Source organism: Nonomuraea sp. NPDC005692 (assembly GCF_040631115.1).
Taxonomy (GTDB): Bacteria; Actinomycetota; Actinomycetes; order Streptosporangiales; family Streptosporangiaceae; genus Nonomuraea.
In genome coordinates this window covers 261268-287657 of the sequence record NZ_JBEXYU010000010.1, presented here as the reverse complement: position 1 = coordinate 287657, position 26390 = coordinate 261268, and the positions used below count along the sequence as shown (strand labels likewise).

Genomic DNA, 26390 nt, shown 5'->3' with positions numbered 1-26390 from the left:
GTCGCTTCTCCTTGATCAGCTCTTGGGGCTTTTCGTTCGGGGGTCAGCGGCGGCCCTTGTGCGCCGCCATCGCCTCGCGGTACGCCTCGACCGTCCGCTTGGCGACGACGTGCCAGGTGTAGCGCTCCATGACCCGGTCGTAGCCGGCCTTGCCCACCCGCTCGCGCTCCTCGGGGGAGTCGTGCAGGCGGCGCAGCACGGCCGCCAGCTCCTCGGCGTCGCCCGGCGGGACCTGGACGGCCGCGTCCCCCACGACCTCGGGCAGCGCGCCCGTACGGCTGGCCACCAGGGGCGTGGCGCAGGCCATGTGCTCGACGGCGGGCAGCGAGAAGCCCTCGTACAGCGAGGGGACCACGGAGATCTCCGAGGTGGCGATCAGCTCGCCCAGCTCGTCGTCGGAGATGCCGTGGACGAAGCGCACCCGGTCCTGCAGAGACAGCTCCTGGACGAGCCGCTCGGTCGGGCCGCCGGGGGTGGGCTTGCTGACCACGGTCAGGTTCACGTCGCGTTCGGTGGCGAGCTTGGCGACCGCGCGCAGCAGCGTGGCCACGCCCTTCATCGGCGAGTCCGCGCTGGCCACCGCGACGATCGAGCCCTTGCGGCGGGGCTTGTCCGGGCGCGGGTGGAAGTAGCGGGTGTCCACGCCGAGCGGGATCAGCCGCATGTTGGCCTGCGGGACGTTGAAGTCCCGGTGGATGTCGGCCAGCGACGACTCGCTGACGGTGAGGATCGGGCTGAGCCGGGGGGCGACGCGGGACTGCATCTTCACGAACCCGTACCAGCGGCGCATGGTGAGCTTCTTGTAGCCCGTGGCGGCCTCCAGCTCGATCCGCCGGTCGACGCTGATCGGGTGGTGGATCGTCCCGACCACGGGGAACAGCTTCTGGATGCCGAGCAGGCCGTAGCCGAGGGTCTGGTTGTCCTGGACGACGTCGAAGTCGCCGACGCGCTTCTTCAGCTCGCGGTAGGCGCGCAGGGTGAAGGTGAGCGGCTCGGGGAAGCCGGCCGTCCACATGGTGCCGACCTCCAGGAGGTCGATCCAGTCGCGGTACTCGGCCAGCTTCGGGGTCCTGAACGGGTCCTCGTCCCGGTAGAGGTCGAGGCTGGGCACCTCGCGCAGGACGACGCCCTCGTCCAGCTCGGGGTAGGGCGGACCGGAGAACACCTCGACGTGGTGGCCGAGCGCGACCAGTTCACGGCTCAGGTGCCGGAGGTAGACGCCCTGCCCGCCGCAGGTGGGCTTGCTGCGATAGGACAGCAGCGCGATCCGCAGCGCCTCGCTCACGGACACCCCTTTCTCCGCCGGTAGGCCCATGTTTTCTGCGGTAAGGCCCCAAGAGGCGGGCGTGTACCGTGAAAGATGACCTTAGTCCGAGAAGGCTACCATTCGGTAGGTCACCTGGAATTGTTCACAACAGTCTCCACAGGCCGTGCGAACTGCGACATTAAGGTAACCGAGCGTGGTTCGGTGGAACAGGTTCTAGTGGGCTTTGGTGCTGCGTCCAGGCGCTTAGCTGTACATTCCCGTCCCAAAGGGACGCGGTGCGGGCCACCGTACCTACGTGATAGTTGGAGGACCCCTTGGCCAGGCGCGCTCTGATCACCGGCATCACCGGCCAGGACGGTTCCTACTTGGCCGAGCACCTGCTCGACCAGGGTTACGAGGTGTGGGGGCTGGCCCGCGGGCAGGCCAATCCGCGCGTCTCGCGCATGCGCAAGCTGCTGGCCGACGTCCAGGTGGTGCGGGGCGACCTGCTGGACCAGGGGTCGCTGATCTCCGCGGTGGAACGCGTTCAGCCGGACGAGGTGTACAACCTGGGGGCGATCTCGTTCGTGCCCATGTCGTGGGAGCAGGCCGAGCTGACCGCCGAGGTGACCGGGATGGGCGTCCTGCGGATGCTTGAGGCGATCCGGGTGTGTTCGGGCGTGTCGCGGGGCGGGGGATCGTCGTCCCCGGGGCAGATCCGCTTCTACCAGGCCTCGTCCTCGGAGATGTTCGGGCAGGTCACCGAGACCCCGCAGAACGAGCGCACGGCCTTCCACCCGCGCTCGCCGTACGGGGTGGCCAAGGCGTACGGGCACTTCCTCACGCAGAACTACCGCGAGTCGTACGGGATGTTCGCGGTGTCGGGGATCCTGTTCAACCACGAGTCGCCGCGGCGCGGCGCGGAGTTCGTGACCAGGAAGGTCACCCTCGGGGTGGCCCGGATCAAGCTCGGCCTGGCCACGGAGCTGCGGCTGGGCAACCTGGAGGCGCGCCGCGACTGGGGCTACGCGGGCGACTACGTCAAGGCGATGCACCTGATGCTCCAGGCCGCCAACCCCGAGGACTACGTGATCGGCACCGGGCGGATGAAGTCGGTGCGGGAGCTGGTGGAGGCCGCCTTCACGGCCGCCGGGCTGGACTGGGAGCGGCACGTGGTGGTCGACCAGGCGCTGCACCGCCCGGCGGAGGTGGACCTGCTGTGCGCCGACCCGAAGAAGGCGCGGGCGCAGCTGGGGTGGGAGCCGCGGGTGTCGTTCGACGAGCTGGTCGCGATGATGGTCGAGAGCGACCTGCGCCTGCTGTCCGCCGGCGGCGACCCCGATCAGGACAGCTCCTGGCCCTAGAGCCTGTACGGAGTTGAGATCAGAGGGATTGCCTGCGGTACGGCCGGTGGCCCTGGTAGGCCATCGAACATGGCGCGTGGAGACCTCACCGACGAAGAATGGTCCTTGATCGAGCCTCACTTACCTCTGGGTGAGCGGGGTCCGATCCCGGATCTGCGGCGGCTGTTCAACGCTGTGATGTGGCGATTTCGTACCGGCAGCCCGTGGCGTGACCTGCCGATCGAGTACGGGCCATGGTCCACCGCATACGACCGGTTCCGTACCTGGGCGCGGGACGGCCTGTTCGAGCAGCTGATGCAGGCCGTGATCGCGGAGGCCGCAGCCCGGGGACAGGCTGACCTTGACCTGGTCAGCGTCGATTCCACCACTGTCCGCGCCCACCATCATGCGGCCGGGATGGTCTTGGACGGTGAGCTGAGCGCAGCCCTGGAAGAAGCCGTCGATCAGGAAAGGGGGCTACGCCAAATGGGCAAAACGCCCCGGACGGCGACCCCGGCGACGAAGAGAGCAGGGACAACGAGAACGGGGACGACGGGGACGACGGGAGGAACGAACGGCGACGGCTGCGACGCCGCTACCGGTTCCGGCTGAAGGCGGCCAAGCTGGGCCGCTCGCGGGGCGGGTTGACCAGCAAGGTGCATCTGGCGGCTGATGGTCGATGCCGGCCGCTGTCCTTCGTCCTGACTGCCGGACAGGCGGGAGACAGCCCGCAGTTCCGCCCGGTGCTGGAGCGCATCAAGGTCCGGCTACCGATCGGCCGCCCGCGCACTCGGCCGGGCGCGGTCGCCGCCGACAAGGCCTACTCTTCTCGCGGCAACCGCGCTTACCTGCGTCGACGCCGGATCAAGGCGGTGATTCCGGAGAAGGCCGATCAGGCGGCCAACCGCAAGAGGCGCGGATCTGCCGGCGGCCGGCCGGTCACCCATGATCCCGATCTCTACAAGCAGCGCAACACGGCCGAACGCTGCATCAACCGGATCAAACAGTGGCGTGGGCTGGCTTTCCGGTTCGACAAGACACCCGACAGCTATCTGGCCGGCCTGTACCTACGCGGGGCCGTCCTGTGGATCCAAAGCCTCCGGTCAGCCTAAAGATCCGAACTCCGTACAGGCTCTAGAGCCGGTTCCCCACCTTCTGGCCCGCCCGGTCCGGTGCGGGCCTTTTTGCTGCTTACGGCTGCTCTTGGTCTGTCCCATTGACAAAGAGGATTTTTACGTAAAAGATTGTTTTTGCGATGAGAGATGTCCTGTATCTGGAACAGATCGAGCAGGCCGAGGCGCTGCTCAAGCCCCAGCGGGTCGAGGTGCTGAGGCAACTGGCCGAGCCGCGTACCTGCTCGGAGGTCGCCGAACGCCTCGGGCAGACGCCGCAGCGGGTCTACTACCACGTCAAACGGCTGGTCGAGGCCGGTCTCGTGGAGCTGGTGTCCGAGCGCAAAGTGCGCGGCGTCCACGAGGGCATCTACCAGGCCGGCGCCCGGTCGTACTGGTTGTCGCCGCGGCTGGTCGGGCGGATCGGGCTGCGCAAGGCGCGCGACGAGCTGAGCCTGGGCTACCTGCTCGACCTCATGGAGGAGGTCCAGGCCGACATCGCCGCGCTCGACCGGGACGCGCCCGAGTTGCCGTCCATCGGCCTGTCCGGAGAGATCCACGTACGTCCGGAGAGCCGCCAGCAGTTCCTGAACGACCTGCAGGGCATGCTGCAGGAGCTTTTCACTCGTTACGGCGGCGCTGAGGGTGACGCCTTCAAGCTCGCCGTCGCCTGTTACCCCAAGGGAGAAGAGCATGAGTGAGCCGATGATCGCGAAGGTCCGCGTCCAGGCGCCGGTCAAGGAGGTGTGGCACGCGATCACCGATCCGGTCGCGGCGCGGGTCTGGCTGGCCGAGCACGTCGAGGTGGACCTGCCGGACCGGTTCGAGTTCTGGGGCCGTACGACGCCGGAGGGCGACGCGCCGCACCAGCGGGTCCTGTCGGCCGACGAGCGCGGCGTGCGGTTCGCCTGGCTGCTGGACGGCGTCGAGACGACCGCCGAACTCGCGGTCGAGGAGGACGGCGACGCGGCGACGATCGTCTCGGTGTCGCAGTCGCACTTCGACTTCCAGGACGTCGTCACCGGCGCCAGCATCCGGGGCGTGCTGCAGACGTACTGGTTCCAGGTGCTGGCCAGCCTGGCCGAGCACGTCGAGGGCCGCCCGCTCACGCCGCGCGCCGACTTCACCGCGCGCGAGCTGCGCGCCGAGGTCACCATCGACGCGGCGCCCGCCCAGGTCTTCGAGTCGCTGGTCGACTCGGAGACGGTGACCAAGTGGTTCGGGATGCCGATCGAGATCGAGCCGTACGTCGGCGGCCGGTTCGCCATGGGCGGGTTCGCGAACGACCCGTCGCCGGCCAAGGTGCTGGAGCTGGAGCCGGAGCGCCGGTTCTCCGTCGACTGGGGCGGGCCCGGGGTGAGCTCCTGGGAGCTCGCCGGGTCCGCCGGCAAGACGCGGCTGACGCTCGTGCAGAGCGGCTTCGACGCCGAGCGCCCGCCGTACGCGGCCTGGGGCGGGATGTTGTCCGGGGTGGCGGAGCTGCGGCGCTACCACGAGGTGCCGGACTGGCGTCCGATGTGGGTCGAGCCCTGACCGCGCCGGGTCACCCCGGTTTGTCCTGCTCGCCGTCCGGCAGGTGGTCCAGGACGGTCTCGGCGATCGTGGCGAGCACCTCGATCTGCTCCCGCGAGAGCAGGTCGATGAAGTGCCTGCGCACGGACGCCACATGGGCGGGCGCCGCCTCCTGGATGGCCCGCAACCCTCCGTCGGTCAGCACGACCACGGCCCCGCGCGCGTCCCCCTCGAACCCCTCCCGGGTGACCAGCCCCCGCTGCTCCATCCGCGAGATGTGCCGGGAGAGGCGGCTCTTCGACCAGAGCATGCGGTCGGCCAGCGCGGTGAGCCGCCATCGGTGGCCCGGCGTGGAGGTCAGCGCGGACAGGACGTCGTAGTCGGGGGCCGACAGCCCCGAATCGCTCGCGAGGTCGCGGTTGACGTGGGCGTCCAGCAGCAGGCGCATCCTGCGATAGCCGATCCAGGCTCGGAACTCGGCGTCGTCCAGCCAGTTGGGCTCCATGACCCGGAAGTTTAGTTGACGTGTAACCGACCTCCGCTCTAGGTTTACATGTAAACCAAAGCGGAGGAGGCAGGTCGTGTTCGGACTGGGCATATCGACGTCGGCGGTGCCGGGGGCCGATCCCGTGGGTGACGCCCGCGCGGCCGAGGAACTGGGCTTCGACTTCGTCTCGGCCTCGGATCACCCGTGCGGCGGCGAGCCCACGTACGAGCTGTGGACGATGCTGACCTGGGTGGCCGCCGCCACCTCGCGGATCAGGGTGGCGACGCGGGTGCTGGGGGTGCCGTACCGGCCGCCCGCGATGGTCGCCAAGATGGCCGAGACGCTGCACCGGCTCTCCGGCGGCCGGCTGATCCTCGGCCTCGGGGGCGGCTACTCCGACGATGAGTTCCGCGCGTTCGGGCTCGGGGTGCCGACGCCCCGCGAGAAGGTGGACGGCATGGTCGAGGCCGTGCACGTCATCCGCGGCCTCTGGGCCGAGTCGGACTTCACCTACGAAGGCTCCCGCTACCGCACCGATCGGGCCACCATCGAGCCCAAGCCCCTCAGCCCCATCCCGATCTGGCTGGGCACGTACGGGCCGCGCGCCCTCGACGCCACCGGCCGGCTGGCGGACGGCTGGATCCCGTCCCTGGGGTTCGCGCCGCCGGAGCGGGCGGCGGTCATGAGGGACCGGATCCTGTCGGCAGGTCGCGCCGTCGAGTGCGTCTACAACGTCACCTTCCGCATCGGCGCCCCCGCAGAGGGCGACGGCGTGGTCGCCGGCTCGGCGGCTGAGGTGACCGACCGCCTGGCGGCGTTCGTGGACCTGGGGTTCACGTCGATGAACTTCACGCCCCTCGGCCCCGACCCGCGCGCCCAGGCCGAACGCCTGGCCGAGGACGTCCTGCCCGTCCTGCGCACACTGGCCTCCTGACCGGCGGCGGCCTCCCGGGAAGGCGATCCGGGCCTGCGGCGAAGCATGGGTGACCGTCCACCACTTCGTGAAGGCAGCCTGATGACGGAGACGAGAACGTGATCGCCGAAGCGGGCGAACAGCTGACCGACGCCGAGCTGGCCGCCCGGTACCGGCGGGACCCCGAGCTGTTCACCCTCGTGCACGACCGCCATTTCCGCGACATCTACCTGTACGTGGCCGGCCGGCTGGACACGCAGATCGCCGAGGACATCACGGCCGAGACGTTCCTGCTGGCCTTCGACCACCGCGACCGGTTCGACCCGGAGCGCGGCGGATTGCGGCCCTGGCTGTTCGGCCTGGCCACCAACCTGATCGCCAGGCACCGGCGCAAGGAGATCCGCCACTACCGGGCGCTGGCCCGGCTGGGCCCGGAACCCGTACTGGAAGGCCATGAGAACCGGGTCGTGGCCTCCGTCACGGCTCAGGGCATGCAGCCGTACCTGGCCAGGGCGCTCGCCCGGATGGCTCGCGCCCGCGCTCGCCCTCGCAGCCGCCGCGGCGGTCGTCACCGTGCTCGCGACGGGCGCGATCGCGCCCGCCGGCACTCCGGCCTCGGGCAAGGAGGTGCTGCTCATGGCCGCGGCGAGCGCCGAGCGCACGCCCGAGGGCGCCGGACGCTACTGGCACGTCACCCGCGAGTACCGCGGCGTCGACATCCCCACCCGTGAGAGCTGGACCACGCGGGACGGACGGCGCTGGTCCAGGGGCCGGCCGGACGCCCCCGCGGGGGTCGTCGTGCCCGACCCGAACCCCCTCAGGCTCAAGGGGGCCGAGGTGAGCATCGACGAGCTCGAAGGGCTGCCGGCGGAGCCTGCGGCGCTGACGTCCCGGATCGCCGCGCTTCCCGGGCTCGCCAGCGCCATGACCTCCTCCGAGCAGCGTGGCGACCCGCTGTTCTCCCTGGTCGCGCTGATCTCGGAGCTGCCGGCGCCGCCGGAGGTCCGGTCCGCGGCGTTCCGGGCGCTCGCCGCGACACCCGGGGTCGAGAACGACGGCGAGGTCGAGGACGGGCAGGAGCTGCGCTTCCCCAACCCCGACGGCGGGCCGGAGATCAGGATGGTGGTCGACCCCGAGAGCGCACGGGTGATCCGGACGAACTACCTCTACGGCGGCGACGGGGGCCTGTCGTGGGGCAGAGGCTTCATATGGGTGACCGCCGGCTGGACCGACCAGCCACCGCGATGACGCGGACCGCCGAGTGAGTTGCCGGACGGTTGTCCACAGAACGGGGTTCGGCTCCGCGGGGGCCGGGGTGAGGCCGTCACCCTGGACCCCGTGATCGCCGCACTCTCGTTGCTCGGCCGCGCCGAGCGCATCACCCGGTCCTGCCGGCAGGCCGTCGTCTGCCGGCAGACGGCCGCACACGTCTGGGGCCTGAGCGTGCTCTCCGTCCCCGAGGCCGACTGGCCGGTGGAGGTGATCGCCCCCGCTCACCTGGCTATCCCCGGCTGCGTCACGTACGTGGGCGAACCGCCCGCCGACGACGTCACCGCCCACCAGGGCGTCCGGCTTACCACCATGGCGCGCACGGCCCTCGACTGCGCCCGGTCGTTGCCGCGTCCGGAGGCGGTGGCGGCGCTCGACCAGTTCGCGCGGCGGGGCGTCGACATGGAGGCGTTGTGGCGTCGTCCGCTCAACTCCTGGCGGCTGCGCGACACGCTCAGCCTGGCCGACGGGGGCGCCGCCTCGCCCCGGGAGAGCTGGCTGCGGGTCGTCCTCGTCGACGGCGGCCTTCCCAGGCCCACCACGCAGCTCGCCGTGCCCCTGGGCGGCGGCCGGCGCGCCTACCTCGACCTGGGGTGGGAGCCGTACCAGGTGGGGGTCGAGTACGACGGCAAGGAGCACCACACCTCGCCGGCGGACCGGCAGCGTGACGCCGTCCGCCGCGAGGAGCTGCGGCGGCTGGGCTGGCGCGTGATCGCCGTACGCCGCGACGTCATCCCCGGCCAGATCGCCGGCCTCCTCCGGCACGTCGCCGACGCGTTGATCGAGCGCGGCTGGCAACCCGGCCCGGAGGGCACGGTCCGCGTCCTGCGCCAGATCCGCGCGGCCCGCCGCGGAACCGCTCGCCATCCCCGGCACCGGCGGTTCTCGTGAGGGCGTCCCCGGTGCCTAGGAGGGCTTCGGCGGGGTCAGGCGATCGTGACCGGGAGCTCCTTGATGCCGTTGATGAAGTTCGAGCGCAGGCGGCGGGCCGGGCCGACCTGGCGGATGCGCGGCCGGCGCCTGGCCAGCTGCTCGAACAGGACACGCAGTTCCAGCTTGGCGAGGTGGTTGCCGAGGCAGAAGTGCGCGCCGCCGCCGCCGAACCCGATGTGCGTGTTGGGGGTGCGTCCGATGTCGAAGACCTCCGGGTCCGGGAAGACGGAGGCGTCCCGGTTGGCCGAGGAGTAGAAGACCACGACCTTGTCGCCGTCCTTGATGGGCTGCCCGCCCAGCACCTGGTCCGCCATCGACGTGCGCCGGAACAGGTTGACCGGCGAGACCCACCGGACGATCTCGTCGGCCGCTGTCCTGGCCAGCGTGGGGTCGGCCACCAGGCGGTCCCACTGGTCGGGGTGGTCGAAGAGGGCGAGCATGCCGCCGGAGGCCGCGTTGCGGGTGGTCTCGTTGCCCGCGACGATCAGCAGCAGGACGAACAGGTCGAACTCGTCCTCGCCGAGGGTTTCGCCCTTGTCGTCGGGCTGGAGGAGTTTGGTGATGATGTCGTCCTTGGGGGCGGCTCTGCGCTGCGCCGCGAGCTCGTTGGCGTAGGCGTACACCTCCATGGCGGCGCCGGAGCCCTCCTCGGGGGTCGCCGCGTAGTCGGGGTCCTGGGCGCCGATCATGCGGTTCGACCAGGAGAACAACTTGTCGCGGTCGGTCGCGGGAGCGCCGAGCAGCTCGCAGATCACGTACAGGGGGAGGGGGGCGGAGATCTCGGTGACGAAGTCCACCTCGCCGGAGCACTTGTCGAGCAGGTCGTCGCAGATATCGCGGATGTGCTGTTCGAGGGCGCCGATCGTCCGGGGGGTGAAGCCGCGGTTGACCAGGGAGCGCCGCCTGGTGTGCTCGGGCGGGTCCTGGTTGAGCATCATCAGCCGCTGGAGGGCGATCTGGTCCTCGGGCATCTCGTCGAAGAGGGCGAGCTTCTTGGCCGAGGAGAACAGGTCGGAGTGGCGGGAGACGTGCACGACGTCCTCGTAGCGGGTGACCGCCCAGAACCCGGGCTCGCCGTCGTGCCAGTGGACGGGGGAGTTGGCCCGGAGCCAGGCGAGCTGTTCGTGGGGTGGGCCGGAAGTCGCGTAACGGTCCCTGTCGACGAGGTCGATATGCACGCGCGGTCACCTCTTGATCAAGCGCTTGGTTTATTCGTACTGAAACGTGTTCTATTACGCCACTGTACGCCCGTCAAGTAGCCCCACCCCGCCACCATCCCCACCATCCAGACACCCCCGCCATAACCCCCGCCGCAGACAACCCCCTCACCCTCGACACCTCCCCACCCGTCCCCCCCAAACCAAGCACCACAGCACTGCCCCACCCTGCCCCTGCTCCCGCTCCCGCCGCACAGCCCGCCCCAGAGCCCGGCCCCACAGCCCGCCCCTGCCCCCGCTCCCGAGCCCGCTCCCGAGCCCGCTCCCGAGCGTTGGCTCATGCCGGAGCGCGGGTCCGAGCCGGAGCACGCCGCAACTACAAGGCGCATCTGGCAGGCAGCGCTCGCATGCCCGCATGGGTCTGCACTTCCGGTACGGCCCGTCGCCCGTACGGCCCCTCATCCGCGTAGGGCCTGCACCCTGGGTATGGCCCCTCACTCGTATGGGACCGGCGCCCCCCGGTACCGGCCCCTCGCCCGCGTAGGGCCTGCACCCACGGTATGGCCCTCCACCCGTATGGGACCTGCACCCCTGGTACGACGGTCCGTTGCCCGCATGGGTCCGCACCCCGGCATGCCTTCACCCGTAGGGACCTGCACCCTCCGGTACGGCCCCTCATCCGCGAAAGGCCTGCGCCCTGGGCATGCCTTAACTCGTACGGACCTGCGCCCTTCGGTACAGCCCCTCACCCGTACCGCCGTTCACCCGTGTGGGGTGTCCCCTCCTGTAAGGCCCCTCGCCCGTACAGCCCCTCACTCGTATAGCCCTGCAGTTTCGGTACGGCGGCCCTCACCGGTCTTCAGCCCCACGTACGGCCCCACCGTCTGGTCCACCACCTGCACGGCCCCCGGCCCGCACGGCAGCTCGCCGCCTGTGTGGCGCAATGCCGGTATGCCGCCCGCACGCCTTCTGATCCGAATGGTCCCCGAGACTCGCACGACGCCACGACGCCACGACGCCACGTGGCCAAGGCCTCAAGGTTCCGAGGCCCGGAGGTTCCGAGGCCCGGAGGTTCCGAGGCCCGGAGGTTCCGAGGTCCGGAGGTCCCGAGGTCTGGAGGTCCCGAGACCCTGAAGTCTCGAAGTCCGAGGTCCCGAAGTCCGAGGTCCCGAAGTCCGAGACCCAGAGACCCCGAGACCTTGAGGTTCCATGGTTCGGGGGCGTCTTCGGGATCTGGTTCGGAACCCTGTGCCACCCCCTTAGCGGCCTTTTCCGGATTCCTTCGGGGCTTCTTGCCCGTCGTCGTTCTCCTGGTGGAGGGCGAGGTGGTGCCTTCGGGGTGGGGAACGTGCGGGCTGTCGGTGGCGGTGTGCGCGCGGGAGTTCCCGACTTAAGGGGTCATGTGTGCTGCACGCCGACCAGCGTTTCCTGGCGAAACCCGGTCGGACGTTGGTGGGCGTTCCCGCCGGCGCCACCGCACTGGAGTTGCCCCCGATCCAGGTGTCTGAGCGTAGGGCGGTCACGGGCACGGAGTCGGGAGGGGAGTGAGAGGTACCTCCGATGTTTCTCAAGGTGGTGTAAGCGACAAAAGAGGGGAATCTTCGGAGCTCTGGGGGCTGAAGCAGGTGGTTGGTTGGGGTTCGAGGTGTCGTTCTGGGTTACGGATCGGATGTATCCGGCTGCACGCCCTTGACACGTGCCGCCATGTCGCAGCAGCATCTGAGGCACAGACATCCGATGAATAAGTGAAGGGTGCGGTGTGAAGCTGCTGCGAGTGGGACCTGTCGGACAGGAGCGGCCGGTGGTGATGGACGCCTCCGGCACCCTGCGCGACATCGGGGAGCCCGAGATCGACGGGGCTTTCCTCGCCTCCGGGGGAGTGGCGCGCGTGCGTGACGCGCTGGAGCGCGGCGACCTGCCCGTCGTCGATGCCGCCGGGCTGCGGGTGGGCGCGCCGATCGCCCGGCCGGGCAAGGTGGTCTGCATCGGGCTGAACTACCGCGACCATGCCGCCGAGTCCGGCGCGGAGCCGCCCGCCGAGCCCGTGGTGTTCATGAAGGCCGCCAACATCGTGATCGGCCCGTACGACGAGGTGCTGGTGCCGCGTGGCAGCGTGAAGACCGACTGGGAGGTGGAGCTGGCGGTCGTGATCGGCCGGCGGGCCCGCTACCTCGACAGCCGGGACGAGGCCCTCGACGCGATCGCCGGGTACGCGATCTCCAACGACGTCTCCGAGCGCGAGTTCCAGCTCGAACGCGGCGGCCAGTGGGACAAGGGCAAGTCGTGCGAGACGTTCAACCCGCTGGGTCCCTGGCTGGTGACGGCGGACGAGGTCGGCGACCCGCAGAGCCTGGGGCTGCGCCTCTGGGTGAACGGCGAGCCGCGCCAGGACGGCGGCACCAAGGACATGATCTTCGACGTGGCCGAGATCGTGCGGTACCTGAGCCGGTTCATGGTGCTCGAACCCGGTGACGTGATCAACACCGGCACCCCGGCCGGGGTCGCGATGGGCATGCCCGGCCAGCCGTACCTGCGTGCGGGCGACGTGATGGAGCTGGAGATCGACGGGCTCGGCCGCCAGCGGCAGACGGTGGGGCAGGCCTGATGGCGTACAGGATCGTCGCGCTGGAGACGCACGACGTGCGTTTCCCCACGTCGCGGGAGCTGGACGGGTCGGACGCGATGAATCCGGACCCCGACTACTCCGCCGCCTACGTGGTGCTGAAGACCGACGACGGGGTCGAGGGGCACGGGTTCGCGTTCACCATCGGACGCGGCAACGACGTGCAGACCGGAGCGATCCGGGCGCTTGAGCCGTACGTGCTCGGCCGGGACGTCGAAGACCTCGGCGCGCTGTACAAGGAGCTGGTCAACGACTCGCAGCTGCGGTGGCTGGGGCCGGAGAAGGGCGTCATGCACATGGCGATCTCCGCCGTGGTCAACGCCCTGTGGGACCTGAAGGCCAGGCGGGCGGGCAAGCCGGTGTGGCGGCTGCTGGCGGAGATGTCGCCCGAGGAGATCGTCGGGCTGATCGACTTCCGCTACCTGAGCGACGCGCTCACCCAGGACGAAGCCCTCCAGATCCTGAAAAATGCGGCAGAGGGAAAGGAAGAGCGGATCCAGCGGCTCATCGAGACCGGCTACCCCGCCTACACCACCTCCCCCGGCTGGCTCGGCTACGACGACGACAAACTGCGACGCCTCTGCAAGGAGGCCCTCGACCAGGGCTTCAGCCAGATCAAGCTCAAGGTCGGCGCCGACCTCGACGACGACCTGCGCCGCTTCCGCGTGGCCCGCGAGGTCTGCGGCCCCGACTACCCGATCGCGATCGACGCCAACCAGCGCTGGGACGTCGCCTCGGCCATCGAGTGGGTCGGCGCGCTGACCCCGTACCGGCCGCACTGGGTGGAGGAGCCGACCAGCCCCGACGACGTGCTCGGCCACGCCGCCATCGCCGAGGGCATCAGTCCGGTCCCGGTCGCCACCGGCGAGCACGTCCAGAACCGCATCGTCTTCAAGCAGCTTCTCCAGGCCGGCGCGATCTCCTACCTGCAGATCGACGCGGCCCGGGTCGGCGGGGTCAACGAGAACCTGGCGATCCTGCTGCTCGCGGCCAAGTTCGGCGTGCCGGTCTGCCCGCACGCGGGCGGCGTCGGGCTGTGCGAGCTGGTGCAGCACCTGTCGATGTTCGACTACGTGGCGATCACCGGCACGATGGACGGCCGCGTGATCGAGTACGTCGACCACCTCCACGAGCACTTCGTGGATCCGGTCGTCATCGACAACGGCCGCTACACCGCCCCCATGGCCCCCGGCTTCAGCGCCGAGATGCACGCGGCGTCGATCGCCGCCCACTCCTTCCCCGACGGCCAGGTATGGAGGGCCACGTCATGACGCTCAAGGCCATCGTGACCGGCGGCGGTTCAGGCATCGGCCTGGCCACCGCCACCCTGCTCGCGGCGCGCGGCATGAAGGTCGCCTGCCTCGACCTCGCCCCGCCCGGCGACCCCTTCGTGGGGATCAAGGCGGACGTGGCCGACGACGCGTCCGTGCGGGTGGCGGTGGCCGAGGCCGCGGAACGGCTCGGCGGCATCGACATCGTGATCAACAACGCGGGCGTCGGCGCCCAGGGCACGGTCGAGGACAACCCGGACGAGGAGTGGCGGAAGGTCTTCGAGGTCAACGTGTTCGGCATCGTCCGGGTGAGCCGGGCGGCGCTGCCGTACCTGCGCAGGTCGGAGCACCCGGCCATCGTCAACACCTGCTCGATCGCGGCCACCGCGGGGCTGCCGGACCGGGCGCTCTACAGCGCGACCAAGGGCGCGGTGTTGTCGCTGACCCTCGCCATGGCCGCCGACCACGTCCGCGAGGGCATCCGCGTCAACTGCGTCAACCCGGGCACCGCCGACACCCCGTGGGTGGGGCGGCTGCTCGACTCGGCCGACGATCCGCAGGCCGAACGAGCGGCGCTGAACGCCAGGCAGCCCATGGGCCGTCTGGTCAGCGCCGAGGAGGTCGCCGCCGCGATCGCCTATCTGGCAGGTCCCGAGGCCGCCGCGACCACCGGCACCGCGCTCGCGGTCGACGGCGGCATGCAGGGGCTGCGGCTCCGGCCAACCAACCAAGGAAGGTAACCCCCCCATGAAGATCGGTCCGGTTGTCGCGGGCGCGGCCCTGCTGGCGGTCGTCGCCGCCTGTGGCTCCAGCGGCACGAACGGCACCAGCGGCTCCACGGCGGAAGGGGGAGGCGGCGGCAAGGTGGGCATCGACCACCCGCGCGCCGACTCCGACTTCTGGAACTCCTACATGAAGTACGTCCCGCAGATGGCGACCGAGCTCAAGGCCGACCTGATGCCCGCCACGAACTCCCAGAACGACGTCTCCAAGCTGGTCAACAACGTGCAGGCGCTGGTCGGCCAGGGCGCCAAGGCGATCGTCATGGCCCCCCAGGACACCGGCGCCATCGCCAACACGCTCCAGCAGCTGGAGAACAAGAAGATCCCCGTGGTGACCGTGGACACCCGGCCCGACAAGGGCAAGGTCTACATGGTCGTACGCGCCGACAACCGCGCGTACGGCACCAAGGCGTGCGAGTTCCTCGGCGAGAAGCTCGGCGGCAAGGGCAAGGTCGTGCAGCTCGAGGGCGCGCTCAGCTCGATCAACGGCCGCGACAGGTCCGAGGCGTTCAACGAGTGCATGAAGAGCAAGTTCCCCGGCATCACGGTGTTCAGCGAGCCGACCGAGTGGGAGGGCAGCAAGGCGGCGTCCATGCTCCAGACCCGCCTGGAGCAGAACCCGGACATCAAGGGCATATACATGCACGCCGGCGGTGTGCACCTGGCCCCCACGTTGCAGGTGCTCAAGCAGAAGAACCTGCTGGTCCCGCCGACCGACCCCAAGCACGTCTTCGTGGTCTCCAACGACGGCATCCCGCAGGAGTTCGAGGAGATCCGCAAGGGCAACATCGACGCCACGGTGTCGCAGCCGGCCGACCTCTACGCCCGGTACGCGATCTTCTACGCCAAGGCGGCGGTCGACGGCAAGACGTTCCAGCCGGGCCCGACCGACCACGGCAGCAACATCATCCAGCTGCCCAACGGCTTCGAGGACCAGCTCCCGGCGCCGCTGGTGACGAAGGACAACGTGGACGACCAGAACCTCTGGGGTAATCAGGTCAAGTGATGAAATATCACGTTGAAGCCCGAAATGTCGTCAAGCGTTTCGGCCCGACCACCGCGCTGAACGGCGCGGAGATCGCCATCGCCGAGGGCCAGACCCACGCTCTCGTCGGCCGGAACGGCGCGGGGAAGTCCACCCTCGTGTCGATCCTCACCGGGCTCCAGCGGCCGGACGAGGGCGAGGTGCTGTTCTCGGGAGAGGCGGCGCCCGCCCTGGCCGACCGCGACGCCTGGCGGCAGCGCGTCGCCTGCGTGTACCAGAAGTCCACGATCATCCCGGCGCTGACGGTCGCGGAGAACCTGTTCGTCAACCGCCAGACCGCCCGCGGCCGGGTGATCAACTGGCGGGCGCTGCGGGCCAAGGCGCGCGAGCTGCTGGACACCTACGAGGTCGACGTCGACCCGCAGGCGCTGGCCGGCGAGCTGGGCGTCGAGCAGCGGCAGCTCGTGGAGATCGCGCGGGCGCTGTCGTTCGGGGCCCGGTTCATCATCCTCGACGAGCCCACCGCCAGGCTCGACGGCCCGGCCATCGAGCGGCTGTTCACCCGCATGCGCTCGCTGCGCGAGCAGGGCGTCACGATGATGTATATCTCCCACCACCTGGACGAGGTGTACGAGATCTGCCAGAGCGTCACGGTCTTCCGCGACGCCCGGCACATCGTGACCCGGCCGGTCGCCGGGTTCCCCCAGGACGAGCTGGTGGACGCGATGACCGGCGAGGCCACGGCCGCCTACGAGGCCCGGCAGCGCGTGCCGGGCGAGGCGGTCGTGTTGTCGGGCGCGGGCCTGTCGCTGACCGGCCGCTACCAGGACGTGGACATCTCGGTCAGGTCCGGCGAGGTCGTGGGCCTGGCAGGCTCGGCGAGCAGCGGCAAGGTCGGCCTGGCCGAGACCCTGGTCGGGCTGCGCAAGCCGGACACGGGCGCGGTCACGATCGACGGCACCCGGGTCAGGCCGGGCGACGTGCCCGCCGCCATGCGCGCCGGGCTCGGGTTCGTGCCCGAGGACCGGCACCACGAGGGTTTCGTGCCGATGTTGTCGGTGGGGGAGAACGCGACCCTGCCGATCGCCCACAAGCTGGGCGCCTACGGCATGGTCTCGCCCGCGCGGCGCCGGGCCAGGGCCGTCCAGATGATCGAGAGCCTGGACATCAAGACCGAGGGGCCCGACCAGCCCGTCGGCGACCTGTCCGGCGGTAACGCGCAGAAGGTCGTGTTCGCGCGGGCGCTCGTGGACGACCCGAGGGCGCTGGTCGTGATCAACCCGACCGCGGGCGTCGACGTCAAGGCCAAGCAGGCCCTGCTCGGCGCGGTCGAGGACGCGGTCGGCCGGGGCGCGGGGGCCGTCGTGGTCTCCGACGAGCTCGACGACCTGCGCATCTGCGACCGGGTGCTGGTGATGTTCCACGGCAGGGTCGTCAAGGACGTGCCGCGTGGCTGGACCGACCACGAGCTCGTGGCCGTGATGGAAGGCATACAAGAGTGACCACTTTGACTGCTCCGGCCCCCCGGCTGAGGCTGGCCAGGTTCCGCGACCTGACCCTGGTGCCGGTGATCCTGCTCCTGCTCGTCGTGGGCGCGTTCCTCGACCCGACCTTCCTGACGGCGGGCAACCTGACGAACGTCCTGCAGCAGCAGGCGGCGATCTCGCTGCTCGTGCTGGCCGAGGCGATGATCCTGATCGCCGGGAAGTTCGACCTGTCGCTGGAGTCGACGGTCGGCACCGCGCCCGGCATCGCCGTGATGCTGGTCGTCCCGGCCTCGGCGGGCGGGTTCGGCCTCGGGCTGCCGGGCTGGCTGGTGATCCCGCTGGCCCTGCTCGTGGGCGCGGCCATCGGCGCGTTCAACGGGTTCCTGATCATCAGGTTCCAGCTCTCGGCGTTCATCGTCACGCTGGCCATGCTGATCATCGTGGACGGCCTCCAGCAGGGGCTCACCCAGGGCAAGACGCTGTTCCAGCTCCCTGACTCGATGCTCTACCTCGGCAGCGCCACCTGGCTCGGTCTGCCCGCCGCCATCTGGATCGCCGCACTGCTGTTCGCCGCCGGCGTCTTCGGCCTGACCTACCTCAGGCTCGGCCGCTCCCTGTACGCCATCGGCGGCAACGCCGACGCCGCCCGCGCCGCCGGCGTCAGGGTGGACCGCGTGCTGTTCGGCGTGTTCGTCCTCGGCGGGATCCTGGCCGCCACGGCCGGCATCCTGGAGACCGGGCGCCTCGGCGCGATCGGCAACGAGATGGGCGACGGCTGGATCTTCATGGTCTTCGCCGCGGCCGTCATCGGCGGCGTCAGCATGGACGGCGGCAAGGGCACCGTCCTCGGCGCGCTGACCGGCGTGCTGGTGATCGGCCTGGTCCAGAACATCCTCACCCTCATCGGGGTCTCCGGTTTCTGGCAACCGGTCATCTACGGTGGCATCATTCTCATCGCACTGATCATCAGCAGGATCGCCGGCGGAAAGGCGCAGGACTGATGGAACGCCTCGCCCTGCGCACCAGGCTCCGGCCCGGGTGCGAGGAGACCTACGACCGGGAGCACGCCGAGATCCCGGCCGCTCTGGAGTCCGTCATGCGCGCCAACGGCGTGATCTCGTGGCGCATCTGGCGCGACGGCCTGGACCTGTTCCACTTCGTGGAGGTCGAGGACTACGCCGCGCTGCAGGCCGCGCTCAAGGACGACCCCGCCGACCGGGCCTGGCAGAGCCAGATGAACCGCCTGCTCGACGGCGACTTCGACAAGTCGGCGGGCGGCCTGCGACAGGTGTGGGAGCTGACGTGATCGACCTGCCCCGCGTCGGCCTCGGCGGCGCCCCGCTCGGCAACCTGTACCAGGCGGTCTCCGGCGAGCAGGCGCGGGCCACGGTCGACGCGGCCTGGGACCGCGGCGTGCGCCTCTTCGACACCGCGCCCCACTACGGGCTGGGGCTGTCCGAGCGGCGCCTGGGCGCCGCGCTCGCGGAGCGGTCGGGCTACGTCCTGTCCACGAAGGTGGGCCGGCTGGTGGTGCCCTCGCGGGTGCGCGACGACGACGAGATGTTCGACGTCCCGGTCGGGCTGGGCCGCGAATGGGACTTCTCGGCCGACGGCGTGCGCGACTCCCTGGAGGACTCCCTGGCCCGGCTCGGCCTGCCGGAGATCGACATCGCGCTCATCCACGACCCCGACGACCACCTGGAGCAGGCGCTGGCCGAGGCGTACCCGGCGCTGGCCGAGCTGCGGGAGCAGGGCGTGGTCAAGGCGATCGGCGTCGGGATGAACCAGTGGCAGGCGCCGCTGCGCTTCGTCCGGGAGACCGGCGTCGACGTCGTCATGCTCGCCGGCCGCTACACGCTGCTCGACCAGTCGGGGCTGCCGCTGCTGGACGAATGCGCCGAACGCGGCGTCCGGGTGCTGGCCGCCGGGGTCTTCAACAGCGGCCTCCTGGCCACGCCGGCCCCGTCGGGCACCTTCGACTACGCACCCGCGCCGGCGCCGCTGCTGGACCGGGCCGCCCGGATCGCCGCCGTCTGCGAGCGCCACGGCGTCTCCCTGCCGCAGGCGGCCATGGCCTTCCCGCTGCGCCATCCGGCGGTCGCCTCGATCGTGCTGGGCGCCCGCGCGCCCGAGGAGGTCCTGGCCAACGCCGCGCTGTGGTCCCGCCCGGTCCCCGAGGACCTGTGGCTGGAGCTGGCCGGCGAGGGCCTGCTGAGCTGACCGCGGCCGGGCCCCCGCCCGGCCGCCGTCCTCGTTCAGTGCACCTGTACGTACGCGCCGAAGGCCAGCGCCACGTCCCACACCCGGGAGAAGACGATCACCCGGCCGCCGTCCAGCCCGCCGCAGGCGACCGGCTTGCTGATGGCCGACGTGATGCCCTGCGCCGCGACGTCGTCGAACCAGTTGGTGTAGGAGTAGACCGGGCCGCCGCTGTCGCCGTGGGCCACGGCGCAGCCGCCGACGACGCTCTTGGCCCTGACCATGTGCTTGACGTACTGCCCGTTCGTGTACGTGCCGCTCCACCCGGTCTCGGTCACCTTGATCAGGCAGTACTCGCCCAGCGACGCCCCCGAGTTGCACACGAAGTTGCCGACGTACGCCTTCCACAACGCGACCACCCGGTTGCTGGTGGAGGCGGCGGGACCGCCGTCGAAGACGTCGGCCGTGGCGTCGGCCAGGACGATCGCGGCGTCCCGCTTGGGCAGCCGCCACTGCAGGTCGCCCATGCGGTTCGCCGGGCTGCCCGAGCCGCCGCCGTCGTAGAAGGAGTCCCAGAACTCCCCGCAGTGGGCGGCGGTCAGGAAGCCGGGATTGCCGTTCTTGTCGTAGACGGCGAACCCCGAGGTGCAGCCGGAGCCGGTCCTGGCGTTCCAGGTCCGGCCGCCCGCGTAGTAGCTCGGGACGTCGTCCTGCCTGCTGTAGGCCGGGTCGAAGCGCTCGCCGCGCTCCAGCGTGATCGGCGCGGTGGCGCCGCCGGGCCGCTGGAGCTGGTCGGGGGCGGTGTCCTCGTCCGGGACCGACAGCCGCACGCCGCTCCCGTCGGCCGCCGGGGCGGCGCCCGTCACCTGCCCGGACTCGCTCCACCTGTCGGCCTCGGCGAGGAGGTCGGCGTAGGAGAAGGCGGACGGGAGCACGGAGACCGGGGCGGTCAGCCGGCCCTCGTCGACCACGGCCCGCACCGGCGCGGGCACCTGGCCCTTCCAGTACAGGCGGACCTCGTGGTTCTCGGGCGCGACGACCACCCCGCCGTACCCGTCGGAGGTCTCGGCCACGGCCGTGACGCGGTCGGCGACGGCGTTCAGCCGGGTCTGCTCGGTGAAGAGCGCGTCCCAGCTCGCGAAGCCGCCGGGGACCTGGCCGCGCGGGCCGGTCGAGTCCCTGGCCGGCGGCTTGGCCCCGGTGTCGGCGGACTGCCGGGTGAGGTCGGGGCCGGAGGCGGTGACCGCCGAGGCGGCTCCGGTGCCCAGGAAGGGCACGACGGCGCACGCCAAGATCAGCACCGTCCGGCGCAAGCGGATGTTCTGCATGGATCCCCCCATGTCTGGATGAGGGGCCATCACAGCAGGCGATCCGGCACGCCTTCCGCGTCCAAGTACCGCTCCGCGCTGTGCTCTGCGGGCTTGCGGGCCTCAGGAGGGGATGAACAGCCAGGACGTGGACGTGCCGGGCTCGTAGCGGGAGTCCAGGCGTTTGGCCACCACGCCGGGCAGGCCCTGCTCGCGCGCCGCCTGCCGGACCGCGCCCGCCTCGCCGGGCCACGAGGGCGCGGTCTGCCAGCGGGGGCCGGCCAGCCCCAGCGACTCCAGGGCGGCCCGCCGGGCGGCGAACGGCTCGTCCACCAGGGAGCGGCCCTCGTCGTACAGCAGGTCGTGCACGACCAGGATCTCGGTTCCGGCCAGCGTGACCACCTCGCCGTCCAGCACCGCCGTCCGGCTGCCGAACGACGCGGCCAGCGGGCGCAGCCAGGGATGCTCGCGGGCGGCCGTCGTGCGTCCGCCGTCGACGGGCACCAGGAGCCGGCGTCCGCCCCAGGCGAACTCGAAGGCGTAGGCGGCGGCGTCCCTGGGCGGCCGGGCGCGCTCGGTGGGCAGCATGGGCTCCACGTCGGGGAACGGATCGCGGACGGGGGCGTCCATGCGGTGGATCATCCAGTTCTTGCCCCGCGTCCGGAACAGCACGAACCGCCCGGAGGCCCGCCGGCCGTGCAGGACGAACTTGACCTCGCGCTCAGACCACTTCTCGGTCTCGTACGTGCCGGTGTCCCAGACGGTCATGGTGCCGCCGCCGTACTCGCCCTTGGGGATCTCGCCGTGGAAGGTGAGGTACTCCATCGGATGGTCCTCGGTGTGCACCGCCAGGTGGTTGGTGCCGGGGTCGGCGGGCAGGCCCTTGGGGACCGCCCAGGAGGCCAGCACTCCGTCGCGTTCCAGCCGCAGGTCCCAGTGCAGGGACCGGGCGTGGTGCTCCTGGATGACGAACGCGGCGCCGCCACCGTCCTCGGGAGGGGTGGCGGGTACGGGCTCGGGGGTCCGGCTGGGGTCGCGTTTGCTGCGGTATCGCTCCAGTTTGTCGGCCACGACACGGTTACTACCCGGGGAACGGGTGCCGATCAGTCGAGGGCCTTGCGCAGCCACGCCTCCACGCCCGCCACGTGCACGGTGGCCCACGACCGCGCCACGTCCGGCTGACGGGCGGCGATGGCCTCGTAGATCGCGGTGTGCTGCTCGCGGGTCTTCTCCATCGCGCCCTCCTGGGTCAGGCCGCGCCACACCCGGGCCCGAGTGGTCGGACCTGACAGGCTCTCGATGAACGAGCAGAGCACGCTGTTGCCCGACCCGCGCGCGATGCGCTGATGGAACTCCAGGTCGTTGGCGACCAGCTCCTCGACCGTCGGCTGCGCGGGCAGCGAGTCGAGGATGCGCCGCAGCTCCTCGATGTCCTCGTCGCGCATCAGCTCGGTGGCGAGGGCCGTCGCGGCCGGCTCGAGGATGCGCCGCACCTCGAAGAACTGGATCACCGTGTCGTCGCGGTGCAGGTCGAGCACGAACGACATGGTGTCGAGCAGCAGGTGCGGCTCCAGGCTGGTGACGTACGTGCCGTCGCCCTGGCGCACGTCGAGCACGTTGATCAGGGCGAGCGCGCGCACGGCTTCGCGCAGCGAGTTGCGCGACAGGCCGAGCCGCTCGGCGAGGTCGGCCTCCTTCGGCAGACGGTCGCCCGGGGTCAGCTCCCCGGAGAGGATCATCTGCTTGATCTTGTCGATGGCCGCGTCGGTGACCGCCACACTCTTCTCCCTAGACATCGGATGTCTAGGAGTCTAGAGCCTGGAAGCGTACGGGATCGACGTCCGGGACGCGGCGGATCAGGCCCCGGGTCTCCAGGGTGCGCAGATGGGCCGCGGCCTCGCCGGCCGCCATGCTGCGCAGCACGGGGGCCAGGTCGTCCCAGGGCCGATTCCAGGTCATCATCGAGGCGACCTCCCAGATGGTCAGCGGTCGCGACCGCTCGGCCATGAGGGTGCGCAACCGGATCAGCTTCTCCTCGTGATGGTGACGGATCTCGGCGGCGCGCGCGGCAACATCGGGAAATATCCACTCGTGCGCTGGCAGGGCGTCGAGGGGGCCCAGCTCGCCGACCCGGTCGAGCGAGTCCAGGAAGTCGCCCAGGGGATCGATGTCGTCCCGGTCGTAGGGATAGATCCCGATGTGCGGGGTGATGTCGGGAAGGACGTGGTCGCCGGTGAACAGCCGGTCGGCGTCCTCCAGATGCAGGCAGATGTGGCCCGGCGTGTGGCCGGGGGTGTGCACGGCGCGCAGCTTGCGGCCCGGCAGCTCCACCAGGTCGCCGTCGCGCAGCTCGCGGTCGGGCAGCGCGGGCGGCGTCGGCCGGGTGCCCATCGCCTCGCGCACCTCGCCGGGGTCGGCGCCGGCCCGCCTGAGCATGTCGGACTGGAAGCTCGCGTGCTCCTCCGCGGCGAACCGGTGCATGAGCCGGACCAGCGCGGCGTCCTCCTCGTGCATGGCGATCCAGGCCCCGGACGCCTCCTTGACCTGCCCGGCCAGCCCGGCGTGGTCGGGGTGGAAGTGGGTGACGACCACGCCGCTCACGGCGGCGACGTCGAGCCCGAGCGCGGCCAGGCCGCCGCTGAGCGCCTCCCAGGCGTCGGGATGGTTCCATCCGGCGTCCACCAGCACTGGCCCGCGCGGCGACTCGACGGCGTAGACGAGCGTGTAGCCGAGCGGGTTGCCCGGGATGGGCACCGGCACGCTCCAGACCCCGCCGCCGAGCTCCTGCGGCCGCTGTTCCGAGTACGGCCTGCGCCTGGTCTTCCCCACCGGTTCCCCCGATCGAGCACGTGCGTTGAATGGCGGATCAGGCCAGGCGTTCGAGGATCGTCGCCGTGGCCAGCGCACCGCCCGCGCACATCGTGACCAGCGCGGTGGTGGTGTCGGAGCGTTCGAGCTCGTGCAGGGCGGTGGTGATGAGCCGGGCGCCGGTGGCCCCGACGGGATGGCCGAGCGCGATGGCCCCGCCGTTGACGTTGACCCGGTCGAGGTCGGGCTCGTGCACCGCGGCCCACGAGAGCACCACGGACGCGAACGCCTCGTTCACCTCGAACCTGTCGATGTCGCCCATGGTCATCCCGGCCGCCGTCAGCACCTTCGCGGTCGCCTCCACGGGACCGTCGAGATGATAGTAGGGCTCGGCGCCGACGAGCGCCTGCGCCAGGATGCGCGCCCTGGGCCGCAACCCCTGCCGGCGGGCCTCCTGCTCGCTCGTCACCAGCACGGCGGCCGCGCCGTCGGAGATCTGCGAGGACGTGCCCGCGGTGTGCAGGGCGCCCTCGGCGACCGGCTTGAGCCCGGCCAGGCTCTCGACCGTGGTCTCGCGTAACCCCTGGTCCCTGCGGACGGATCCGACGGGCACGATCTCCCGCTCGAACCGCCCGTCGGCCCACGCCTTGGCCGCCAGGCGCTGCGACCGCGCGCCGAACCAGTCGAGCCGCTCCCTGGTCAACCCCCGCCGCCGGGCGATGCGTTCGGCCGCGGTGAACTGGTCGGGCAGGTCGATGCTCCAGTCGTCGGGGCGCGGCCGCGCGGGGCGCACGTTGCTGCCGAGCGGCGCCCTGCTCATCATCTCGACCCCGCATCCGACGCCGGCCTCGATGACGCCCGCCCTGATCATCGCCGCCGCCAGGTGCACGGCCTGCTGCGAGGAGCCGCACTGGGCGTCGAGCGTGGTGACCCCCGTCTGGTAGGGGAGCCCGGCGTAGAGCCACGAGTGGCGGCCGACGTGGCCGCCCTGCTCGCCGGCCTGCGTGACGCAGCCGGCGAACATCTGGCCGACCGTGGCCGGATCGATGCCGGCGCGCTGGACCAGGCCGTTCAGCACCGCGGCCAGCACCTGCTGCGGCTTGAGCTCCGACAACCATCCCGCCCGCTTGCCGATGGGCGTGCGAACGGCCTCGACGATCACAGGTGTGCCCACAGTCGCCTCCAGAACGTTGCTCTGGCCGCGACTGTAACGCGTTCTACTTTCCGGTGGAAGCCTCGCTTCCGGCGGGGAGCTCGGCACGCAGCCCGAAAGTATCGAAAAGCCGCAGGTCGAAGAACATGGCGACGTGGTTGATGCCTTCTTCGCGCAACGCCAGCACCATGATGGCGAAGCGGCGGTAGACGTCGCCCTCGCGGAAGTAGACGGCGAACGCGGGCTGGCCGTTGGCGGCCACGGGGAGCAGTTTGAGGTCGTGCGGCCGGCTGGCGGGGCACTGGGTGGAGACGAGCTCGCCGATCGCGTCGGGGCCTTCGTACCAGCCCACGTAGGGGGGCATCTCCCAGATCGCGTCTTTGGTGAACAGCGAGACCAGCTCGTCGACGTCGTAGTTCTCGAAGGCGGCGACGTAGCGGTCGAGCAGGTGGCGCTGCTCGGCGGAGAGCGGCTCGACCTGGTCGTCGAGGCTCGGCGAGACCTCGCTGAGCTGCGCGCGGGCCCGCTGCAGGATGCTGTTGACGGCCGCCGTGGACAGGCCGACCGCCTCGGCGACCTCGGCCGCCCGCCATCTGAGCACGTCGCGCAGGATCAGCACGGCGCGCTGGCGGGGCGGCAGGTGCTGGAGCGCGGCGACGAGCGCGAGCCGGATGCTCTCGCGCGAGGTCACGATCGAGGCGGGGTCGCCGGCCGCCTCGATCCCGGCCAGCGTGTCGGGCACCGGCTCCAGCCAGGGCACCTCGCCGTCCTGGACCAGCGGCGCGGCCGCCTCGGTGCTCGGGGCGCCGAGGCCGGTCGGCAGGGGCCGCCGGCCGCGGCTGTCGAGCGCGGTCAGGCAGGCGGTGGTGGCGATGCGATAGAGCCACGTGCGCAGCGACGACCGCCCCTCGAACCCGTCGTAGCCCCGCCAGGCCCGCAGATAGGTCTCCTGTACGAGATCCTCGGCGTCGTGCACCGACCCCAGCATGCGGTAGCAGTGTGCGAACAGCTCGCGCCGCATCGGATCGGCCAGCCGGAGGAAGTCTTCGCTCGTCGGCTTGTCGCTCATGCCCCCTGTATAGCTTCCGCCACCGACAAAAAGCCGATTAGGGCATGACGGAGATGTCCGGAAGGGGTTAGATGCCGGCCAGCAGGCGGTTCGCGGCGGTCTCGATGCGCCGCTGGATCTGGTCGTACGTGCGCCGCCCCCGCAACATCTCCAGCAGCTCCTGCACCCACACGCTGGCCAGCGAGCCCGCGAGGTCGAGCTGCTCCTCGCCGGCCTGGTCGATCGTCAGCCCGTCGGCGGACACCCGCAGCAGCAGCCCCGTCATGCGGTCGCCGAACGGTGTCTGGACCTCGGCCATGATCAACGACCGGATCAGCGCGTCGGCCAGCTCCGGCTCGCGCATCAGCCCCCGCGTGGCCCGCATGAGCACGTCGACGGCCCGGCTGGCGGGCGTGGAGGCCCCGGGCGGGCGGCGCTCGATGCTGCTCTCCAGCAGGTCGATCTCCTCGCCCACGACCGCCACGACCAGGTCCATCTTGGACGGGAAGTAGCGGTAGAGCGTGCCCAGCGCCACGCCGGCGCGCTCGGCGACCGTGCGCATCTGCATCGCCTCGACGCCGCCGCGCGAGGCCAGCGCGGCGGCGGCCTGGACGATGCGCTTGCGGCGTTGGTGCTGGCTGCGGGTACGGACGCTGCGACCGCCCGCCGTGGCGCGGCCCTCGGTGGCCCCCTCGGTGTCGCTGGGGGGCGCGGAGAATGTCCCGGGCGAGGTACGCATAAGAACACGTTATCTG

25 protein-coding genes and 1 pseudogene are annotated in these 26390 nt (G+C 70.9%); 16 read left to right on the top strand and 10 right to left on the bottom strand.

Annotated elements, in window-relative coordinates; translation table 11 throughout:
- Positions 1–43: 43 nt before the first annotated feature.
- Positions 44–1315, bottom strand: a complete 1272-nt coding sequence (locus ABZ459_RS23060) for a glycosyltransferase family 4 protein (RefSeq protein ID WP_357973480.1) — start codon at positions 1313–1315, stop codon at positions 44–46.
- A gap of 266 nt (positions 1316–1581) precedes the next feature.
- Here ABZ459_RS23060 and ABZ459_RS23055 point away from each other — a divergent pair, with 266 nt between their 5' ends.
- The 4 genes and pseudogenes from ABZ459_RS23055 (at position 1582) to ABZ459_RS23040 (ending at position 5234) form a co-directional block, all read left to right on the top strand.
- Positions 1582–2610, top strand: a complete 1029-nt coding sequence (locus tag ABZ459_RS23055; protein WP_357973477.1) for a GDP-mannose 4,6-dehydratase — start codon at positions 1582–1584, stop codon at positions 2608–2610.
- A gap of 69 nt (positions 2611–2679) precedes the next feature.
- Positions 2680–3701, top strand: a pseudogene (locus ABZ459_RS23050) (IS5 family transposase).
- 143 nt (positions 3702–3844) lie between these two features.
- Complete coding sequence (locus tag ABZ459_RS23045) at positions 3845–4402, top strand: helix-turn-helix domain-containing protein (protein ID WP_352324016.1); 558 nt, start codon at positions 3845–3847, stop codon at positions 4400–4402.
- The gene (locus ABZ459_RS23040) at positions 4395–5234 is read left to right on the top strand and encodes an SRPBCC family protein (RefSeq protein ID WP_357973474.1); all 840 of its coding nucleotides are present in this window, start codon (positions 4395–4397) and stop codon (positions 5232–5234) included. Before ABZ459_RS23045 ends, ABZ459_RS23040 begins: the two co-directional genes overlap by 8 nt.
- Before the next feature lie 10 nt (positions 5235–5244).
- Here ABZ459_RS23040 and ABZ459_RS23035 read toward each other — a convergent pair whose 3' ends face one another.
- Positions 5245–5718 carry a MarR family winged helix-turn-helix transcriptional regulator gene (locus ABZ459_RS23035; RefSeq protein WP_357973471.1) on the bottom strand — a complete coding sequence of 158 codons (474 nt, stop codon included), beginning with the start codon at positions 5716–5718 and terminating at the stop codon, positions 5245–5247.
- A gap of 76 nt (positions 5719–5794) precedes the next feature.
- On the opposite strand from ABZ459_RS23035, the gene ABZ459_RS23030 reads away from it, so the two are divergent.
- The 4 genes from ABZ459_RS23030 to ABZ459_RS23015 all read left to right on the top strand — a co-directional run bounded on the left by ABZ459_RS23030 (position 5795) and on the right by ABZ459_RS23015 (position 8773).
- Positions 5795–6634 carry an LLM class flavin-dependent oxidoreductase gene (locus ABZ459_RS23030; RefSeq protein WP_357973468.1) on the top strand — a complete coding sequence of 280 codons (840 nt, stop codon included), beginning with the start codon at positions 5795–5797 and terminating at the stop codon, positions 6632–6634.
- Positions 6635–6732: 98 nt separating this feature from the next.
- Positions 6733–7344, top strand: a complete 612-nt coding sequence (locus ABZ459_RS23025; RefSeq protein WP_357973465.1) for a sigma factor — start codon at positions 6733–6735, stop codon at positions 7342–7344.
- Complete coding sequence (locus ABZ459_RS23020; protein ID WP_357973462.1) at positions 7241–7861, top strand: hypothetical protein; 621 nt, start codon at positions 7241–7243, stop codon at positions 7859–7861. The genes ABZ459_RS23025 and ABZ459_RS23020 overlap by 104 nt, the downstream gene beginning before the upstream one ends.
- 90 nt (positions 7862–7951) lie before the next feature.
- The gene (locus ABZ459_RS23015; protein WP_357973458.1) at positions 7952–8773 is read left to right on the top strand and encodes a hypothetical protein; all 822 of its coding nucleotides are present in this window, start codon (positions 7952–7954) and stop codon (positions 8771–8773) included.
- Positions 8774–8808: 35 nt separating this feature from the next.
- Here ABZ459_RS23015 and ABZ459_RS23010 read toward each other — a convergent pair whose 3' ends face one another.
- Positions 8809–9993 carry a cytochrome P450 gene (locus ABZ459_RS23010; RefSeq protein ID WP_357973455.1) on the bottom strand — a complete coding sequence of 395 codons (1185 nt, stop codon included), beginning with the start codon at positions 9991–9993 and terminating at the stop codon, positions 8809–8811.
- Positions 9994–11731: 1738 nt separating this feature from the next.
- On the opposite strand from ABZ459_RS23010, the gene ABZ459_RS23005 reads away from it, so the two are divergent.
- From ABZ459_RS23005 to ABZ459_RS22970, 8 genes are read left to right on the top strand one after another with little or no spacing between them, the layout of a single operon-like run.
- Entirely contained in the window at positions 11732–12577 is an 846-nt protein-coding gene (locus ABZ459_RS23005) for a fumarylacetoacetate hydrolase family protein (protein WP_357973452.1), read from the top strand.
- Complete coding sequence (locus ABZ459_RS23000; RefSeq protein ID WP_357973449.1) at positions 12577–13866, top strand: L-fuconate dehydratase; 1290 nt, start codon at positions 12577–12579, stop codon at positions 13864–13866. The genes ABZ459_RS23005 and ABZ459_RS23000 overlap by 1 nt, the downstream gene beginning before the upstream one ends.
- The gene (locus ABZ459_RS22995) at positions 13863–14606 is read left to right on the top strand and encodes an SDR family oxidoreductase (protein ID WP_357973446.1); all 744 of its coding nucleotides are present in this window, start codon (positions 13863–13865) and stop codon (positions 14604–14606) included. Before ABZ459_RS23000 ends, ABZ459_RS22995 begins: the two co-directional genes overlap by 4 nt.
- 7 nt (positions 14607–14613) lie before the next feature.
- Positions 14614–15654: a sugar ABC transporter substrate-binding protein gene (locus ABZ459_RS22990; RefSeq protein ID WP_357973443.1), complete on the top strand. Its 1041-nt coding sequence runs from the start codon at positions 14614–14616 to the stop codon at positions 15652–15654.
- Positions 15654–17135 (top strand): sugar ABC transporter ATP-binding protein, encoded by a 1482-nt coding sequence (locus ABZ459_RS22985; protein ID WP_357973441.1) that lies wholly within the window; start codon positions 15654–15656, stop codon positions 17133–17135. Before ABZ459_RS22990 ends, ABZ459_RS22985 begins: the two co-directional genes overlap by 1 nt.
- Positions 17132–18121, top strand: coding sequence for an ABC transporter permease (locus tag ABZ459_RS22980; protein WP_357973438.1), 990 nt, complete (start codon positions 17132–17134; stop codon positions 18119–18121). The genes ABZ459_RS22985 and ABZ459_RS22980 overlap by 4 nt, the downstream gene beginning before the upstream one ends.
- On the top strand, positions 18121–18426 hold the full coding sequence (locus ABZ459_RS22975; protein ID WP_357973435.1) for an L-rhamnose mutarotase: 306 nt from the start codon (positions 18121–18123) through the stop codon (positions 18424–18426). The genes ABZ459_RS22980 and ABZ459_RS22975 overlap by 1 nt, the downstream gene beginning before the upstream one ends.
- Positions 18423–19340 (top strand): aldo/keto reductase, encoded by a 918-nt coding sequence (locus ABZ459_RS22970; RefSeq protein WP_357973432.1) that lies wholly within the window; start codon positions 18423–18425, stop codon positions 19338–19340. The genes ABZ459_RS22975 and ABZ459_RS22970 overlap by 4 nt, the downstream gene beginning before the upstream one ends.
- Positions 19341–19375: 35 nt before the next feature.
- On the opposite strand, the gene ABZ459_RS22965 is transcribed toward ABZ459_RS22970, so the two are convergent.
- The 7 genes from ABZ459_RS22965 to ABZ459_RS22935 all read right to left on the bottom strand — a co-directional run bounded on the left by ABZ459_RS22965 (position 19376) and on the right by ABZ459_RS22935 (position 26374).
- Positions 19376–20647, bottom strand: coding sequence for a S1 family peptidase (locus ABZ459_RS22965; protein ID WP_357973429.1), 1272 nt, complete (start codon positions 20645–20647; stop codon positions 19376–19378).
- A 102-nt stretch (positions 20648–20749) separates the two neighbouring features.
- A complete protein-coding gene (locus ABZ459_RS22960; protein ID WP_357973426.1) occupies positions 20750–21697 on the bottom strand; it encodes a DNA polymerase ligase N-terminal domain-containing protein in 948 nt (315 codons plus the stop codon).
- A gap of 32 nt (positions 21698–21729) precedes the next feature.
- Positions 21730–22404, bottom strand: coding sequence for a FadR/GntR family transcriptional regulator (locus ABZ459_RS22955; protein ID WP_352322012.1), 675 nt, complete (start codon positions 22402–22404; stop codon positions 21730–21732).
- A gap of 25 nt (positions 22405–22429) precedes the next feature.
- Positions 22430–23455 carry an MBL fold metallo-hydrolase gene (locus ABZ459_RS22950; protein WP_357973423.1) on the bottom strand — a complete coding sequence of 342 codons (1026 nt, stop codon included), beginning with the start codon at positions 23453–23455 and terminating at the stop codon, positions 22430–22432.
- 37 nt (positions 23456–23492) lie between these two features.
- A complete protein-coding gene (locus tag ABZ459_RS22945; RefSeq protein WP_357973420.1) occupies positions 23493–24608 on the bottom strand; it encodes a steroid 3-ketoacyl-CoA thiolase in 1116 nt (371 codons plus the stop codon).
- Between the two features lie 43 nt (positions 24609–24651).
- Positions 24652–25656, bottom strand: coding sequence for a sigma-70 family RNA polymerase sigma factor (locus ABZ459_RS22940; RefSeq protein WP_357973417.1), 1005 nt, complete (start codon positions 25654–25656; stop codon positions 24652–24654).
- A 67-nt stretch (positions 25657–25723) separates the two neighbouring features.
- A complete protein-coding gene (locus ABZ459_RS22935; RefSeq protein ID WP_357973414.1) occupies positions 25724–26374 on the bottom strand; it encodes a TetR family transcriptional regulator in 651 nt (216 codons plus the stop codon).
- Between the last annotated feature and the right edge of the window lie 16 nt (positions 26375–26390).

Coding starts and splice junctions, on each gene's coding strand:
- ABZ459_RS23060 (WP_357973480.1), bottom strand. CDS start 1,315: ATGGGCCTACCGGCGGAGAAAGGGGTGTCCGTGAGCGAGGCGCTGCGG.
- ABZ459_RS23045 (WP_352324016.1), top strand. CDS start 3,845: ATGAGAGATGTCCTGTATCTGGAACAGATCGAGCAGGCCGAGGCGCTG.
- ABZ459_RS23040 (WP_357973474.1), top strand. CDS start 4,395: ATGAGTGAGCCGATGATCGCGAAGGTCCGCGTCCAGGCGCCGGTCAAG.
- ABZ459_RS23035 (WP_357973471.1), bottom strand. CDS start 5,718: ATGGAGCCCAACTGGCTGGACGACGCCGAGTTCCGAGCCTGGATCGGC.
- ABZ459_RS23000 (WP_357973449.1), top strand. CDS start 12,577: ATGGCGTACAGGATCGTCGCGCTGGAGACGCACGACGTGCGTTTCCCC.
- ABZ459_RS22995 (WP_357973446.1), top strand. CDS start 13,863: ATGACGCTCAAGGCCATCGTGACCGGCGGCGGTTCAGGCATCGGCCTG.
- ABZ459_RS22990 (WP_357973443.1), top strand. CDS start 14,614: ATGAAGATCGGTCCGGTTGTCGCGGGCGCGGCCCTGCTGGCGGTCGTC.
- ABZ459_RS22985 (WP_357973441.1), top strand. CDS start 15,654: ATGAAATATCACGTTGAAGCCCGAAATGTCGTCAAGCGTTTCGGCCCG.
- ABZ459_RS22975 (WP_357973435.1), top strand. CDS start 18,121: ATGGAACGCCTCGCCCTGCGCACCAGGCTCCGGCCCGGGTGCGAGGAG.
- ABZ459_RS22965 (WP_357973429.1), bottom strand. CDS start 20,647: ATGCAGAACATCCGCTTGCGCCGGACGGTGCTGATCTTGGCGTGCGCC.
- ABZ459_RS22940 (WP_357973417.1), bottom strand. CDS start 25,656: ATGAGCGACAAGCCGACGAGCGAAGACTTCCTCCGGCTGGCCGATCCG.
- ABZ459_RS22935 (WP_357973414.1), bottom strand. CDS start 26,374: ATGCGTACCTCGCCCGGGACATTCTCCGCGCCCCCCAGCGACACCGAG.